Annotated in this window: 9 protein-coding genes; 1 reads left to right on the top strand and 8 read right to left on the bottom strand. The window is 35.8% G+C overall.

Annotation, left to right across the window (positions count from 1 at the left end; translation table 11 throughout):
• Nucleotides 1-15: 15 nt before the first annotated feature.
• The 7 genes from IRZ80_RS01850 to IRZ80_RS01820 form a co-directional block, all read right to left on the bottom strand.
• Complete coding sequence (locus IRZ80_RS01850; RefSeq protein ID WP_194639720.1) at nt 16-1,746, bottom strand: cellulase family glycosylhydrolase; 1,731 nt, start codon at nt 1,744-1,746, stop codon at nt 16-18.
• A 229-nt stretch (nt 1,747-1,975) separates the two neighbouring features.
• On the bottom strand, nt 1,976-3,433 hold the full coding sequence (locus IRZ80_RS01845) for a glycoside hydrolase family 30 protein (protein ID WP_194639717.1): 1,458 nt from the start codon (nt 3,431-3,433) through the stop codon (nt 1,976-1,978).
• 37 nt (nt 3,434-3,470) lie between these two features.
• Nucleotides 3,471-4,934: a glycoside hydrolase family 30 protein gene (locus IRZ80_RS01840; protein WP_194639715.1), complete on the bottom strand. Its 1,464-nt coding sequence runs from the start codon at nt 4,932-4,934 to the stop codon at nt 3,471-3,473.
• A gap of 287 nt (nt 4,935-5,221) precedes the next feature.
• Nucleotides 5,222-6,289, bottom strand: a complete 1,068-nt coding sequence (locus IRZ80_RS01835; protein ID WP_194639713.1) for a glycoside hydrolase family 16 protein — start codon at nt 6,287-6,289, stop codon at nt 5,222-5,224.
• 118 nt (nt 6,290-6,407) lie between these two features.
• Nucleotides 6,408-7,274: a hypothetical protein gene (locus IRZ80_RS01830; RefSeq protein WP_194639712.1), complete on the bottom strand. Its 867-nt coding sequence runs from the start codon at nt 7,272-7,274 to the stop codon at nt 6,408-6,410.
• Nucleotides 7,275-7,292: 18 nt separating this feature from the next.
• Nucleotides 7,293-8,807, bottom strand: a complete 1,515-nt coding sequence (locus tag IRZ80_RS01825; protein ID WP_194639710.1) for a RagB/SusD family nutrient uptake outer membrane protein — start codon at nt 8,805-8,807, stop codon at nt 7,293-7,295.
• A 10-nt stretch (nt 8,808-8,817) separates the two neighbouring features.
• Nucleotides 8,818-11,946: a SusC/RagA family TonB-linked outer membrane protein gene (locus IRZ80_RS01820; RefSeq protein ID WP_194639708.1), complete on the bottom strand. Its 3,129-nt coding sequence runs from the start codon at nt 11,944-11,946 to the stop codon at nt 8,818-8,820.
• 359 nt (nt 11,947-12,305) lie between these two features.
• On the opposite strand from IRZ80_RS01820, the gene IRZ80_RS01815 reads away from it, so the two are divergent.
• Nucleotides 12,306-15,179, top strand: a complete 2,874-nt coding sequence (locus IRZ80_RS01815) for a triple tyrosine motif-containing protein (RefSeq protein WP_194639706.1) — start codon at nt 12,306-12,308, stop codon at nt 15,177-15,179.
• A 193-nt stretch (nt 15,180-15,372) separates the two neighbouring features.
• Here the strand turns inward: IRZ80_RS01815 and IRZ80_RS01810 are convergent, their stop codons facing one another.
• Nucleotides 15,373-16,137 (bottom strand): endonuclease/exonuclease/phosphatase family protein, encoded by a 765-nt coding sequence (locus IRZ80_RS01810; RefSeq protein ID WP_317174704.1) that lies wholly within the window; start codon nt 16,135-16,137, stop codon nt 15,373-15,375.
• Nucleotides 16,138-16,168: the final 31 nt, after the last annotated feature.

Here is a 16,168-nt window from a genome sequence, read left to right as displayed (position 1 = left end):
AATCACTATTTAATTTTAGTGCTTTTTAAATTCCAGAAAATTAAGATTAAAATTTCCTCCTTCAAAGTTAACACGAATTTTATTTATGCCTTTCTTAAGAATAACATTTTTAAGCAAAACAGTTTTCCAAGTTTTTAATCCTCCCGAAACAGGAAGAACGATTGATTCTGAAATTCTCACATTATCTTGTTCCAAATACAATTTTCCGCCTGCTTTCTCGCTGGAATATCGAATTTCGACATCAAAACTGCCTTCTTCTTTTACATCAGCTGTAAACTGTAACCATTCTTTATCTTCGATAAAAGAGACTTGAAAACCGTTGGTGTTTATATCCGTGCAGGATTCAATATCAACTCCGTCATTTCTCATTTTCCCTCCTTTATTCCATTGCGTGAATTTAGTTCCGTTATAATTCGCCACATCATTATCCGAGTATGCATATCCGTTTTGGCCTAAATCAAACTCAGTCGCATATACTCTTCCTGGAAGCTGATGGTTTTTATATTTTTTGGTATCATTTGTCTTTACCTGTCTGAACATAGCATCAATTACATCCTGTCTGATAGTTAAATGCTCCATTTTATAATTGGCAGCCATTTGCATCAGTACTTTTTTGGCAAAATCTGTTTTTGGTTTTTCACCTCCTTTTTTCCAATAATTCAGCAGCTTGTCATAACCAGCCGGTTTTGTTACCGAAGTTACTCCTGCTAAATTCTCAATTTTTTTCATTGGCCAAAAAGCCCAGCCGATGTTATTGGATTCCATTAATGAAATGGCTTCTTCAAACCATACATTTGAGTTTTCTCCGCTTTCGCCTAACCAAATCGGCACATTGTATTGTGTTCTGTAATTCAGCATAGTCTGAATTGAAGCCGTATCATTTTTATTCCAGTACTTATGAAAACTCAGTGCCATGTTTTCGTCCCAAAGCGGGAATATTCCATTGTAGTTATTACCCCAGCAGTTTCCTTCAATGATAATTAAATGATTGGTATCAATAGCTCTAATAGCTTTTGTAATTCTAAGCTGCAGTGCTCTCAAAGGAGCGTTTAAAGCTTCATCACAGCCGTTTATATTGGCTTCTGTGAAATTCCAATTGGGTTCATTGATAATATCATAGCCCCCAATCCATGGATTGTCTTTGTAACGTTCCGCTAATTTCTCCCAAAATGCTGTCATTTTATCTTGATTTGCAGTACTCTCCCAAAGTGATGGTTTTGAATCATCGTAGTCGGATATTGCAGCATCTTTCCCTTGGCCTCCAGGAGCAGCATGCAAATCTAAGATTAAATGTATTTTGCTGGCAGCGCACCATTTTACTAAATCATCGGTCATTTTAAAACCTTCTTCTAACCAGGTAGTCTGCCCGTCTTTCTCATTCTCAATAGCAGGAGTGTATAAGTTGTAATGCATTGGCAAACGAATAGAGTTAAATCCCCAAGCTGCCAAAGAATCAATATCTCTCTTTGTGATTCCGTTTGTTTTGTATGCTTTATAGAATTCATCGGTGGCTTCCTTACCAATTAAATCGGTAATTTTTTGTTTAATTTTGTATTGTGATCCAGCGAATCCTCCAGTTTGAATCATATATCCTTCCTGTACCATCCAGCCGCCAAGTCCTAAACCGCGCAAAACGATATTTTTACCGTTTCCGTCTACAATGTTTTGTCCGTCTCTATGCAGGAAACCCTGACCGAATGAAGCGGCGGCAATGCACAAAAAAGAAATTACTATTATTTTTTTCATCCTATTATTTTTAAAATCTTAATATAAAAAGAACTCTTTGGCGTACCTTTAAGTTAAAGACTGAATGATAAAATGATTTCTGATTTTTGATTAACGATTTTTGATTTCAGATGTAAAAAAAACTCATAAAATCGGCAATCTATCATTTAATCACAAATCGTTAATCTTCAATCTAAAATATATTAAATCAGCAACATACCCATCACACATAACTATCAACTTTACGGGATTAATACACCAGAGTCTGTATTGCATTAGGCAGAATTGTAACCTCAGTAGCCTGCGTTCCTATACACAGATTATAGATTACCGCTGCATCACTCTGGTTCATTACAACGGTTACCATTTTTCCGTCTTTGTTCAAGAATGAAGTGCTCAAGAGACTGCTTCTGCTCACTGCAGAATTTACTCTTTTGGCTTCAGGGCGAATAAATTTTGAAAAATGTCCTATATAATAATAAGACGGAGTATAAATTAAGTCTCCCTTTTTAATATCAGCATGGATTGGTGCAAAACAAAAATTCCCCACATGATTAGGTCCTCCTTTTTCGTCCAAAAGAATATTCCAGTCTGTCCAGCCCACTGTTCCGTTATTAAAATCATGAATCATTGATGATCCATAACGTTCTCCATTGGCCCAGAATTGATATTTAGCAGCATCAAATTTCTCTACACAGCCTTCAGTAAACATTATGTTTTTATTTGGGAATGCTTCATGAACTTTTCCCACATTTTCAAACATCTGGTCGCCTCCAGCCCATGTTTCATACCAATGGAATCCAATTCCCCAGGCATATTTTGAAGCTTCGGGATCATTAAAAATAATATTGGCTCTCTGCAGCATCAAATCACGGTTGTGATCCCAAACAATTATTTTTTTGTTTCCCAGTCCTTCTTTTTTCATAGTTGGTCCAAGATAATTTTTTAGAAAATCTCTTTCGGCTTCAGCAGAATAAACACATGATTCCCATTTTTGTACTGCCATTGGTTCGTTCTGCAGAGTGATTCCCCATATCGGCATTCCTTCTTTTTCATACGCTTTTACAAACTTTGTATAATAGTCTGCCCAAGGCTGAAAAAACTCAGGCAGCAGTGTTCCGCCTTTCAGCATATTTTTATTGCTTTTCATAAAAGCAGGAGGACTCCACGGACTTGCATATAGAATTATTTTTCCGCCTGCAGTCTCCGTTGCTTTTTTTATCAGCGGTATTTTAAATTCTCTATCATGTTCGATAGAAAAACTTTTCAATTCAGTATCACCTTCATTTATATAAGTATAACTCCCAGAAGCAAAATCGGAACTGTGAATTGTGGTTCGTGCCAATGAATAGCCGATCCCTTTTTCGGCACTGTAATATGCGTTCAGGAATTCCTGCTGTTTTTCTTTGGACAGTTTAGCAAAAACCTCAGCACTTGCATCCGTTATTGCTCCGCCAATTCCTAATAGGGACTGAAAAGTCTGGTCAGGATTTACAAAAATACAAACCTGTCTTTCTGTAGGCTGCTTCAGTTCTGAAAATTTAAGATCATCTGTTTTAGACAATCTCAAATTAGTACTTTCGGCTGTAGTGTATACTGTCACTGTTTTGTCTTTTGCGGAAAAAGAATTTACAGCTGCTTTATTTTTTTGCTGTGCAAAAACAAAAAAAGAGGCCAGTACTAATGCCGTGGTGGTTATTTTTTTCATAATCAATGAAGGTGATAATTTTTATTTTTTTGATATTCTATTGCCAAATATATGTTCCTACTGCTCCGCCTTCCAGTGAAGTAGTAATCCATTTTCCATTGTATTTAACATTAAATAATTCGACAGAGCTTCCATCATTGACAACCAGCAGCACTTTTTTTCCATCTGGAGTTTTGAAAGCAACATTGTGCAGACTGCCTACAACTGCGCTCCCAATTCTGACAGAACCTGCAGGCAAAAACTTGGACGCATGAGCTGCTGCATAATACCCAACATTACGGCTTAATGATTCACTGCTGTTTATTGTTATTGCTCCTTTACAGGTTGTGCATCCTCCTTGTGTATGAGGACCAAAAGTACCGTCATTGGCTAGATTCCACTGCAGAGCATTTTTACTCCAATTGCGCATTGAGCCGATAATTACATTTTTGGTCTGCCACTTTAAATCTCCAGCAAATGCGCCTGTAGATGAGGTGTACTGCTCCGTGAAATAAACATCTTTATCCGGGAATGCATCATGAACGGTTGTAAGCGCACTGATATCACCTCCGTACAAATGAAATGCTGAACCAGTTACAAAAGGGTAAGCTGCCGCATCTTTTAAAACCGTAATAGGATATTGGGGGTTATCACAATTATGGTCATAGGCAATAATCTTTGTCGCAATATTGGCCGATTTAAATGCAGGTCCTAAATTATTTTTAATAAAATCGGCCTGCTCCAAAGCGGTCATTACCATACTCGGATTGTTACCCCCGTGTAAAGGTTCGTTTTGAGGAGTAACCGCATCGATTACAATTCCTTCAGCTTTCATTTTTTGAATGAATTTCACAAAATACTGAGCATATACTTCATAATATTTAGGCTGCAGACTCCCGCCCACAAAATTATTATTGTCTTTCATCCAAAGCGGTGCAGACCAAGGAGTACCCATTATTTTGATATTAGGATTAATCGCCAGAATTTCTTTCAGCAGCGGAATCAAATCGGTCATATCAGGAGCCAGACTAAAATTAGCCAGACTAATATCTGTCTGTCCTGTCGGCATATCGTCATAAGTAAAAGGAGAAGCATTCAGATCAGAAGCTCCAATACTGATTCTCAAATAACTCAATCCAATTGAATTATCACCTGAACCAAACAATTCCTGCAATAATTCTTTTTTCTTTTGAGCAGTCAGCTGATTTATCACTTGGGCACTTCCGCCTGTTAATGTAAATCCAAAACCATCAATTGACTGATACTTTTGAGTATCATTAACTTCAATATTCTGATAAATATTTACCTTGTTCCCAAAGGCTAAAATACCCGTCTGCTTTTGCAAAAGTGCTGATTGATTCCCTGTCGTCAGCCAAAAATCGACTTCATTTTTTACAACAGGAGTTGGCGTAGGTGCTGGTGCTGGCGTATCTCCTCCTTCATTTGAAGAAGAACAGCTGATGTGTATGGCTGAAAATGCTATTATAAAAAACAGCCTGCCTAATTGATTTATTTTTTTCATTATTTATTTATAATTAATTCGATAAAAACCAGATAATAATCTGTTTTGGATTCTGAATTATTGTTATTTGATTTTCTATTCCTGATAATCTCGAGTATTTTTTTTTGAATGACGGCAAAAAAGCATAATGTTTCCTTTTAGCCCCGATTGCAGTGAAAATCCTTTTGTGCCGGTGTTCGGCACAAAAGATTGCAACGGAAAGCGGGACGATGCTTGCTGAAAATGCCTAATTTTTCTGCTCCAAAAATTAATAATCGAGTTCAGACTAATCAATGCTCTGCAGTTTCTTAATTATACACTCTTATATAATCCACCTCAAAAACTGAAGACGTAAAATTTGGATCTACAGTACCTCCCCAAACTCCTCCCATAGCAAAATTGACAATCAGGTAAAAGTTTTTGTTGAAAGGGAATTTATCCGAATTTATAAAAGTGTAATACAGCTTGTCATCTACATAAAACTTTATATAACCTGCTCTCCAATCTGCAGTGTAAATATGGAATTCGGTATTATCATTCGGCACGCTTATAGTTCCAGTATCTGGAGTTGCTCCTGAACGGCCGGGAGAGTGTAATGAGGAATGATTGACATACATCTCTTTTCCAACCGATTCTAAAATATCAACTTCGCCACAGGCAGGCCACCCAGCGCTGCCAATATTACTGCCCAGCATCCAGACTGCAGGCCAAGTCCCAACACCAGTAGGCAGTTTTGCTCTGATTACAATTTTACCATACGTGAAATCAAATTTTCCATTGGATTCCAATCTTCCAGAGGTGAAGTCACCTTTTCCGTATTTTTCTCTAATAGCTTTTATTTTCAGAACACCGCCTTGAACAATTGTGTTTTCAGGACGATTGGTATACGACTGAAGTTCGCTGTTAACGTGTCCCGGATCCCAAATCTGGAAAGTCCATTTGGCTGGATCTGGTGCGCCATCAGTATTAAATTCATCAGCCCAAATTAACTTGGATTCTACCAAAACGGTAATAGAGAGCGATGTACTGACAAATTTACCAGCATTATAAGCAGACACATATAACACATAAGTATTAGTACCCGATGCGGTATAAGTATAAGAAAAACTGCCATTTGTCACTTCTTTTGTTTCTCCATTTCCAAGAGTAATTTTATATGATGATGCATTAGCCGCCGATAAAGTAAAATTTACAACACCGGTACCGTCTCCATTTGGATTTTGCGCCGTAGCCCCAACAATTGAAGCTGTAACTTTTAAATTTTCAGGTGTTTGATCTGCTGTTACCGGCTCATCTGAATTTGAACCGCTGCAGGAAATAAACAGCAGGCAGTTCAGCACAATAATTAAATTAATTCTAGAAAGATATTTTTTCATTTTTTCACTATTCGTTAAAACATTCCATTAAAAAAAATGGCCCATAATCATAGAGAATGGGCCATTTTACCAACTCAACCTAACTAACTACTAATTAATTTCTTTAATTAAAAAACAATTACAAAGACGGTCTCATTTCAATATTCTGAATTTTGATACCAGCTTTCATATCTTCACCGCCGCCTCTTATTACCAGATATGCTATACCTGTTTGAGTAGCAGTAAATATTCCTAAATTGTTTTCTGCCTTACAGCCCACAGCAGAAATTTTTCCTGAAAAAGCAGTAGTTGCACAACCGTCCCAAGTACTTAATGCTCTTAATTTTCCTCCTTCGGAATAATCAGTTCCAGTTACTGGTACAGCATAACCGCAATACACTTCAAGCCAAGTATTACTGCAGCCTGTAGTTGAAGAAGTAACCATATCGATTACGTACTTTTTTCCTGCTACAACATTAACTGCCTGATATATTCCATTACCTGCCCAGCCACTGGCTGTCAATGTAGCCGAACCGCTTCCAAAAATAATACTGGCGCTGGAAGCCGGATTTGTAACCGTCCATTTTGCCCAGTCATCACTATTAGCTAGTTTTCCTCCTTTAAGGATATTTCCTTTTACAGGATCTGAAGTTGCTACAACTAATTGCTGTTTAGCTTCAGCTTTTGCACCACCTGCCCCTACAGCTGTATGAGAAATAGTATAGGTTCCTGCATCTGGCAAAGAAATTTCATAAGTCATTTTTCCAGCAGCCAATCCATCACCAGTATCCCAAAGTGATCTTAAAACTCCTTTTGGCTGCGCTGCAAGTTTGTATACATTTACTTTGCCCTCAACTGGAGTTATTGTAAATGATGCATCAACTGCTGTCGAAGTTAAACCATTGTCAGCAAACGAATCTTCAGGCTGACAACTTGTGAAATTTACAATCGCAGCGGCAATAAGCAATAGTAATGCTCCCTTCTTTTTAATTATATGTAAGTTCATAAAATAGGATTTTAACAATTAGTAATTAGGATTTTGAACAATTTTTGTGTTCGGTATGTTATTGTAAGGTATTGGCCAAATTTCATTTTTACCAGGCACAAAACCTTTACTAGCCAGAGCTGCCGGCGCAGCACCAGTACGTACCAGATCAAACCAACGGTGTCCTTCACCTGCTAATTCTTTTCTTCTTTCTAACATTATTGCATCCTTAGAAACAGGTACCGAAGCTAAACCTACTCTCGCCCTAACTGCATCTAATAGTGCTTGTGCTCTAGCTCCTGTTCCTCCAAGTGCTTCAGCCTCCATTAAATAAGTATCTGCTAAACGAATCGCATACACATCCTGTTTGTAATTCAATGCTGTTGCTCCCCCTCCTGTTGAAGTATCAGAATTTAAAGGGGCGAATTTTTTTAAGAAATATCCCGTATCTTGATAATTAGGTGCCCAATCTGCTGTTCCATCAGCTTTCAATGCTTTCATATCTAATATGGTTGCATCAAAACGCGGATCACCTTTTAAAACATTATACAAGGCTGGTGTTACTGTATTAAAACTCCATCCAGAAACATAGTCTGGTGCAGGTGAATTTGTTGGTCTTGTATAACCGCGCGGACCAACCATAATATTTACACTGTTTCCTTCATCGGCACCGCTGCCCCAAAATCCCCAATCCGCATTGCTCTTGTCGGTATGTGTAATTTCAATAATGGCTTCTGAATTAAATTTGTTGCTAATTTTCCATAGGTCAGCAAACTTGCTTAATAATTTATATCCATACACGCTTGTTCCTCCTGGCGTACCGTTTACTTCGGCCAGTTCAGCTGCTGCTAAACTGTTTTTCCCTTCATACAAGTACACTTTACCTAATAAAGCCTGCACAGAACCCTTAGTCAATCGGCCTGCTTCGGTATCAGCCGATAACAGTTTATTAGGCAAAACTGCTTTCGCTTCGATCAAATCCTTTTCTATTTGAGCATAAACTTCATTTGGCAAAGCTTGTACAATATTATAAGTTTCTGATGGTGAAATAGAATGCAGAATCAATGGAATATTTTTGAATGTACGCACTAACTCAAAATAATAGTAAGCTCGAAGTGCTTTTGTCTCTGCTGTAAAGCGTGCTTTTTTATCTGCATCCATGCTAGTTTCCGGCAGCCTCTCTAATAAAATATTAGCTCTTGAAATCCCTTGATAAAAATCACTCCAAAAACTTTCTGGTATATTGATCTGATCTAAAGTATAATTATCGAATGCATGAATTCCAGCTCCGTCTCCTGCTCCGCCGCCGGCAGCAAAAAAATCATCTGAACCAGCATTCAGCATACAGATCATGTTTTCAAACCCTCTGGACTGTTTGCCCATAACATCATAAACAGCGACTAAACCAGAGTAAGCCTGATCTTCATTTTTATAATAATTCCCAACCAATTCTAAACCCTTAGGTTCAACATGTAAGAATTCTTCACTACAGGAGGAGACTGTAAAAAGTACTCCAACAGCAATGCCTAAATTTTTTATATTTTTAAGTTTCATAATCTTTTTTTTAAAATTGTAAATTAACGCCCAACATAAATGATTTTGCCTGCGGATAATACCCTCTATCAACTCCAATTACACCACCCCCAATTTCAGGATCGTAACCTGTGTATTTCGTAAATGTGAATAAATTTTCACCTGTTACATAAATTCTAGTTTTAGATAATCCTATTTTACCAATTATATCACTTGGTAAACTATATCCTAATTGAATCGTTTTGAATCTCCAATAATCACCATCTTCTAAATAAAAATCCGATGCATTTGTGAAGTTTTTATTTCCATCTACTGTTGATAATTTTGGATACGAATTACTAGTTCCTTCTCCTGTCCAACGGCCCAAAGCAGATGTCTGATAATTAGCATTTCCAATGTCTAACCTTCTTAACCCTTGAAAAATCTGATTTCCAACAGCTCCTTGAGTAAAGATTACTAGATCAAAATTTTTGAAATCTACATTTAATGTAATACCGTAAGTATATTTAGGAAGTGAATTTCCAATAAAAGTCTTATCATCATCAGTAATTTTTCCATCATTATTTGTATCCTGCCATTTAAAATCTCCTGGCTGAGCATTCGGCTGCACTAAACCTCCTGAAGAATTTGTATAGGCATTAACTTCATCTTGATTTTGAAAAATTCCTTGAGTTTTATAACCGTAAAATGAATTTATTGGATGACCAACTTGTGTTCTAGTGATATTACCCATACTTTGGAAAGAAGCATTTCCGTCTATAAACTTGATACCGTTACCTAAATTGGTTACTTTATTTTCGACATAAGAAATATTACCTCCCAATTTAAAATTAACCTGCCCTATTTTTTTTCTATACCCAAATTCGATATCGATACCTTTGTTTTCCATATCGGCAATATTTGCAGAAGGATTTCCAGTAGTACCAACATAACCTGGAAGCTTAATATCTTGTAGAATACCAATAGTTTTTTTATTATAAAAATCAATTGTTAAGTTAAGATCTTTGAAAAATACAGCATCAAATCCGATGTTACTTTGACTGGTTTCCTCCCATTTTAAATCAGGATTAGCCGGCGCATTTGGACTGGTTCCAATTACAACCGATCCTTGATTACCTAAAGTGTAATTTCGCCCGCCGCTTACAGTAGCTTCATATTTAAAATCACCAATTGCATCACTGCCTACAATTCCGTAACCACCTCTAACTTTTAGACTTGTTACAATATCATTTTGCGGCCAAAAATCTTCATTTGTAGGAACCCAGCCTAAAGAGAATGATGGGAAAACACCATATTTATTGTTATTACCAAAGCGAGATGAACCATCACGGCGAATATTACCAGTAAATAAATATTTTTCTTTATAATCATAAGTAGCTCTAGCAAACAAAGATGTCACAACATGCTCATATCCATCGTAAGCAGATGCAGTAATATTATCTTTTACAGCACCATAATTGAATGATGCGTCATCAAAATTATCAGCCGGAATATTTTTATAAGTTACATAAGTCCCTGACGAAATATTATCAACATACGCTCCCTGACCGCCCAAAACGGTGAAAGTATGGTCTTCAATTTTTTTGGTATACGAAATCGTATTTTCAACTGTCCATCCAAAACCTTTATTAGTTCCTCTGCCTAAGCTGTTCACAGCATTTATAGTTGAAGAGTTTAGGTATGATACAGGATTAAAGCTTTCAGAACCCCAATATGCTAATTTACCGCCTACAGTACTTTTCAGTTTCAATCCTTTAATCACTTCCAGCTCTAAATATGCATTCCCAACAAAATTATCAGACCATCCGTAATTTCCTAATCGCGTTTGAATATAAGCTAATGGATTACTCATTTCCTGAGTAACTACCTGAGATATACCATATGGATGTCCATTTGCATCTCTAAAAATCCCTGCTTGATTACTATATGGCGGAAGATTAGCCTCTACAGGATCTGTTACAACAAGTGGAGTTGTAGGGTCAAGATTAATGGCAGAACTTAAAGGTCCTCCAAACTCACTATTAGTATTCCCTAATCCGATATTTTTCTCATGAGAATAACCTAATGTCTGACCAAAAGTCAAGCCTTTCATAATTTTGTGCGTAGAATTTAAACGAATGTTTTTTCTGTTATAATTAGAAATTGGAGAAGCAACAATCCCTTCTTGATCTAACAATCCAAAAGATGCATAAAAAGTTGAAACATCATTTCCGCCGCTTAAACTTAATTCATGTCCAGTCCGCACTGCACTGTCATTAAAAATGGCATCTTGCCAATCAGTTCCTTTTCCATAAGCAGTAGTAGATTGATAAGGAAGTACAAAAGGATTGGTTGGAGATGGAACATAACCATTAGCATAACGCTCGTTCATTAGTGTAGTATACTGAGTCGCATCCAATAAATTAAGCTTTCTTGCCGCTTGAGAAAAACCTGCATATCCATTATAAGACACGCTCATCTTACCCGATTTTCCTTTTTTGGTAGTAATAAGAATTACACCCGCGGCAGCACGGGCACCGTATATTGCCTGAGATGCTGCGTCTTTCAAAACATCCATAGTTTCGATATCAGCTTGGTTTAAAAAACCAATTCCTCCGTTATCAACTACGACACCATCAACAACCCAAAGAGGATCATTGTTACCAATTGAAGTAATCCCCCTTACACGAATTGTTGAAGAAGACCCTGGCTGTCCAGCATTTGCTGCTATAGTAACACCAGAAACTCTGCCCTGCAAAGCTTGTTCTACTCTAGTTATTGGTAAATCTTTAAGCTGAGCAGCTTTAACTCCTGATATTGCTCCGGTTAACACAACCTTCTTTTGTGTACCGTATCCAACTACCACAACTTCATTTAAGTCTTGTGATACAGAATACATTTTTACCTGCAGTGATGTCTGACCATCAATAACAGTCTCTACAGTTTTATATCCTACAAAACTGATTGTCAAAACTCCATTTTTAGGAACTTTAATTTGGAACTTACCGTCAAAATCACTGCCGACTGCAGTTGAAGTTCCTTTTAATAATATAGTTGCTCCTGGAATTGGCAACCCCGTTTCGTCTATCACTTTTCCACTTATAGATACATCCTGTGCATACCCATAAACTGAAAATAAGACCGATAAAATACAAAAAACAAATGCTTTTAATAATTTCATTTTTCTGATTATTTTGGTTAATTAATTAGTTATTTGATGCAATAGTATACCTAAAATTTCTAATTTCAGAATTAATAATCACTACAAAATCACATCAATAACGTTATCGCAGTATTACAAAATATTATCAAAAAAAATATAATTATCTGATTACAAATATTTTAAAAACCAAAAAACATTACTTAAAAAAATATTAATTCAAAAAAATTATTACAATTACCATAAATTAGATACTTTAGCTTAAAATCTGCAAAACAGCCGTGAAAATCAGCACAAAAAACATCTAAAAGGCTCTTTACCATACTCTAGATAATAACACCAGATTATATACAATCCGAAATAATAAAAAAGAACTATCCATGAAATTTACCAGACATTTTTTACTATTTATTTTACTTAACATGCCTATACTTTTTTTTGGGCAGGTAAAAAAAATTGGCCTTCCCTTTATTAAAAATTACAGCAGAACAGATTATAAAGGAGGAACACAAAACTGGAATATTGATCAGGATAAAAACGGAAATATCTATTTTGGAAACAATGACGGCCTTTTACAATTTGACGGATCGAAATGGAATAAATACAAAGCAAAAAACTCTGATGCTATCAAATGCTTAAAAGTAGATTCATCTGGTAAAATATATGTAGGCTGTTATAATGAGTTCGGTTATTTTAAAGCCAATTCAAAAGGGAAACTCGAATATTTTTCAATTTCCAATTCATTAGATAAAAAAAAATTAGGCATAATTGACTTTGTCTGGAAAATACACCTTTATAAAAACGAAGTAATTTTTCAGGCATTTGACCGCATCTATATATATAAAGACAATAAAATTAAAATTATAAATGCTCCAAAAAAGTTTCAATTCTCTTTTCTAATTAATTCCAAATTATACTTACAAGATATTTCGTCAGGAATTTTGGAATATAAAGATGGTAAACTAAATTACCTTAAAGGATTAAATACTTTGAATAATTCTGAAATTTGGGGCATGATTGAATTGGAAAACAATAAAATCCTCGCAGCTACTTTAGATAAAGGTCTTTTTATAATAACAAATAATCAGGCACTGCCGTGGAATACCGAGGCCAATACCTTTATAAAAAAGAATGGTTCTCTGGGATGTATTCTTTATAAAAACAAATACATTGTAATCAGCTCGGTTCTTGACGGTATTATCATTTGTGACCTAAACGGAAATATCATACAGCACATCGACCGCAGCAAAGGACTTCAAAATAACACAGTACTTACTTCTTTCATTGACAAAAGCAATAATCTATGGCTGGGATTAGATAACGGAATTGCATATGTAAACGAAAACTCATTTCTTACCTATTTTGGATTCAGCTACAATTTAGGAACCGTTTATTCTTCTGTTGTGTATAAAGGCAATTTATATGTCGCAACCAATCAAGGTGTTTTTTACCATCCCTGGGATACTGATTTCAAAGAAGGGTCTTTTAAACTTATTGAAGGAACGACTACCCAAGCATGGAATGTACAGATAATAAACGGCGAATTGATATGTGCCAGCAACAAAGGTGCTTTGCTCCTGCAGAATGGAAAAATGATTAAAAATCTTGATCCGAAAGGATATTTTGGATTTAAATCAATACCTAATCATCCCAACTATTTTATAGGGGCAAATTACAATGGCTTTTCCATTTTTGAAAAGACAGATTCAGGGATGAAATTCAGAAATAAAATAGAAGGCATCGATAAATCATCCAATTCATTTGAACTTGATAAAGATTATTTATGGCTAAAAAAAGACCAGTACATACATCAGATTACGCTGAATAAGGATGTAAGCAAAGCCAATACCATTAAAACTTTTACTCAGTTTTCAGAACAAAATTCTGGTACTGGAAGCCTTCAAAAAATAAACGGCAAAGTCTTTTTTCAATCTAATAATATTTTTTACACCTATTCTAAAACTCATGGCACATTTGAAGAAGATGCCGTAATGACCAATATCTTCAAGTCAATTCCAAAAATTAAAAAACTGACAGAAGATGCTAATGGGAATATCTGGTACAATTTTAATGAATCAATGGGAGCACTGATAAAAATGGGCAGCGGCAAATACAAACATGTTATAACGCCGTTTTCAAACTTAACGGGAAAATTAGTGGCCAACTATATGTCTATAAACACTATAGATTCCAAAAACACTTTTATAGGCTTAACCGATGGTCTTGCACATTATGACGCGGCTATTGAAGCTAAATCCGCATTAAAACCAATTGCTCATATAAGAAGTTTTACATTTCCCGGCGACACTATATATCTCGGAAACAAACAGGATAAAAGTGAAAAATATGAACTCCCTTATTCCTCAAATCAAGTGAAGTTTACATTTTCGTCCCCTTCATACGAAAATCTGGAGAACATAGAATTCTCCTATCAGCTCGAAGGTTTTGATGAAAACTGGAGTGATTGGTCCAACAACACTATAAAGGAATACACAAATTTAAAAGAGGGCAATTATAAAATGAAAGTAAAAGCACGAAACAGCTTTAGAATTCAATCTGACGAAACATCTATTGAATTCAGAGTGTTTCCTCCATGGTACAGACATTCGCTCGCCTACATATTTTACTTAATGCTGGCCGCCGGTTTAGTTTACTACACCCGTTTTAGAATAAGAATGAAAATAAGAAAAAACAAATATGTTGAAACACTGGAACAGCGAAGATTATATTTAGAAAAAGAAACTAAAATAAGGCTGGAACAATATGAATTAGAAAAAGAAATTGAAAAACTGGAAAATGAAAAACTGCAGATAAAATTACTTTCCAAAGACAAGGAATTGGTGAACAATACCTTACAGGTTGTCAAGAAAAACAAGATATTAAACGGAATTATTCAAAGACTGAGAGACATCAATACGAGTTCTTTTGACGAAGCTGCAAAGACTCAATTTGTAAAACTGAACAAAAGTATCATCAAGGAAGTCACCACCGACAAAAGCTGGAAAGATCTTGAAAAACACTTAAAAAATGTTCATTTCGAGTTCCTTAAAAAATTAAAAGAAAAACACCCTTCCATTACTCCTAGGGAAATGGATTTGGCAACTTATTTATTAATGAACATGTCCACCAAAGAAATTGCAGAATTCATGAATATATCAACAGGCGGAGTAGATTTGGCCAGATACCGATTAAGAAAAAAACTGGAATTGAATCAAAAAGAAAACTTAATTGGGTATTTCATGAGCATAAAATAAATAAAAAAGAGGCTGTCTCACTCGTGAAACAGCCTCATGAATTAACTGCAAAGCTATTTCATCCTGATTTGCAGTACTCTCCCAGAGTGACGATTTTGAATCATCTCAGTCGGATATTGCAGCATCTTTCCCTGGCCTCCAGGAGTGACGTGCAAGTCAAAATTAACTATGTCATCCTTGAAAAAATTTACTGCTATTTATAATTAATTTCGGCAAAAACCGGAAAATGATCCGATGGGTATTTCAAATCTTTAGCATCTGATAAAACAGCATATTTATTCACAGTAATAGCTTTTCCTTTGGATATAAAAATGTAATCTATCAAAAGTGTAACTGCTTCATGATATTTAAAACCATTAAAAGTTCCATAAGGACCAAAAGGTTTTTCTCTCGAAACTGTTCTGGCATCATCCATTTTGCTCTTCAATGCAATTATTCGGGCTGTCTCGGGTTCAGAATTAAAATCTCCCATTAAAATTACGGGATACTTCCTGCTGTTCAATTTTTCAATTCTTGACAGAATCAGTTCTAATCCTTTGGTTCTAGCCTGTTCTCCAACATGATCTAAATGCGTATTAAAAACCCAAATCAGTTTATTATTCTTCACATTTTTTAAAAGTGCATAAGTACAGACTCTGTTGCAAGCAGCGTCCCAGCCTATCGAAATAACATCCGGCGTTTCGGATAACCAAAAGGTGTTAGATTCTATTACTTTGAATTTTTCTTTAGCATAAAAAATATTCGAAGATTCCCCTTTTCCAGCTCCTTCCCTTCCTATCCCCACATATCCATACTGCGGAAGCGCCGCCGCTATATCTAAAACCTGATTTGGTTTTGCTTCCTGAACTCCAAAAACATCCGGTGCGTAAAACTGAAGCTGTGCATTAAAAAAGTCTTTTCGATGTGTCCAGTCATTTTCTCCATCCGAAGCAATATCAAGCCGGATGTTATATGTCATTATTTTTAAGGTTTGAGCATTTAAGAGAAGG

Origin of the sequence: Flavobacterium sp. HJJ, from assembly GCF_015351475.1 — a bacterium.
In the GTDB taxonomy this organism is placed as follows: domain Bacteria; phylum Bacteroidota; class Bacteroidia; order Flavobacteriales; family Flavobacteriaceae; genus Flavobacterium; species Flavobacterium marginilacus.
The sequence above is the reverse complement of the archived record's forward strand: the minus strand, read 5'-3'. Positions and strand labels throughout refer to the sequence as shown.

Coding starts and splice junctions, on each gene's coding strand:
- IRZ80_RS01850 (WP_194639720.1), bottom strand. CDS start 1,746: ATGAAAAAAATAATAGTAATTTCTTTTTTGTGCATTGCCGCCGCTTCA.
- IRZ80_RS01845 (WP_194639717.1), bottom strand. CDS start 3,433: ATGAAAAAAATAACCACCACGGCATTAGTACTGGCCTCTTTTTTTGTT.
- IRZ80_RS01840 (WP_194639715.1), bottom strand. CDS start 4,934: ATGAAAAAAATAAATCAATTAGGCAGGCTGTTTTTTATAATAGCATTT.
- IRZ80_RS01835 (WP_194639713.1), bottom strand. CDS start 6,289: ATGAAAAAATATCTTTCTAGAATTAATTTAATTATTGTGCTGAACTGC.
- IRZ80_RS01830 (WP_194639712.1), bottom strand. CDS start 7,274: ATGAACTTACATATAATTAAAAAGAAGGGAGCATTACTATTGCTTATT.
- IRZ80_RS01825 (WP_194639710.1), bottom strand. CDS start 8,807: ATGAAACTTAAAAATATAAAAAATTTAGGCATTGCTGTTGGAGTACTT.
- IRZ80_RS01820 (WP_194639708.1), bottom strand. CDS start 11,946: ATGAAATTATTAAAAGCATTTGTTTTTTGTATTTTATCGGTCTTATTT.
- IRZ80_RS01815 (WP_194639706.1), top strand. CDS start 12,306: ATGAAATTTACCAGACATTTTTTACTATTTATTTTACTTAACATGCCT.
- IRZ80_RS01810 (WP_317174704.1), bottom strand. CDS start 16,137: ATGACATATAACATCCGGCTTGATATTGCTTCGGATGGAGAAAATGAC.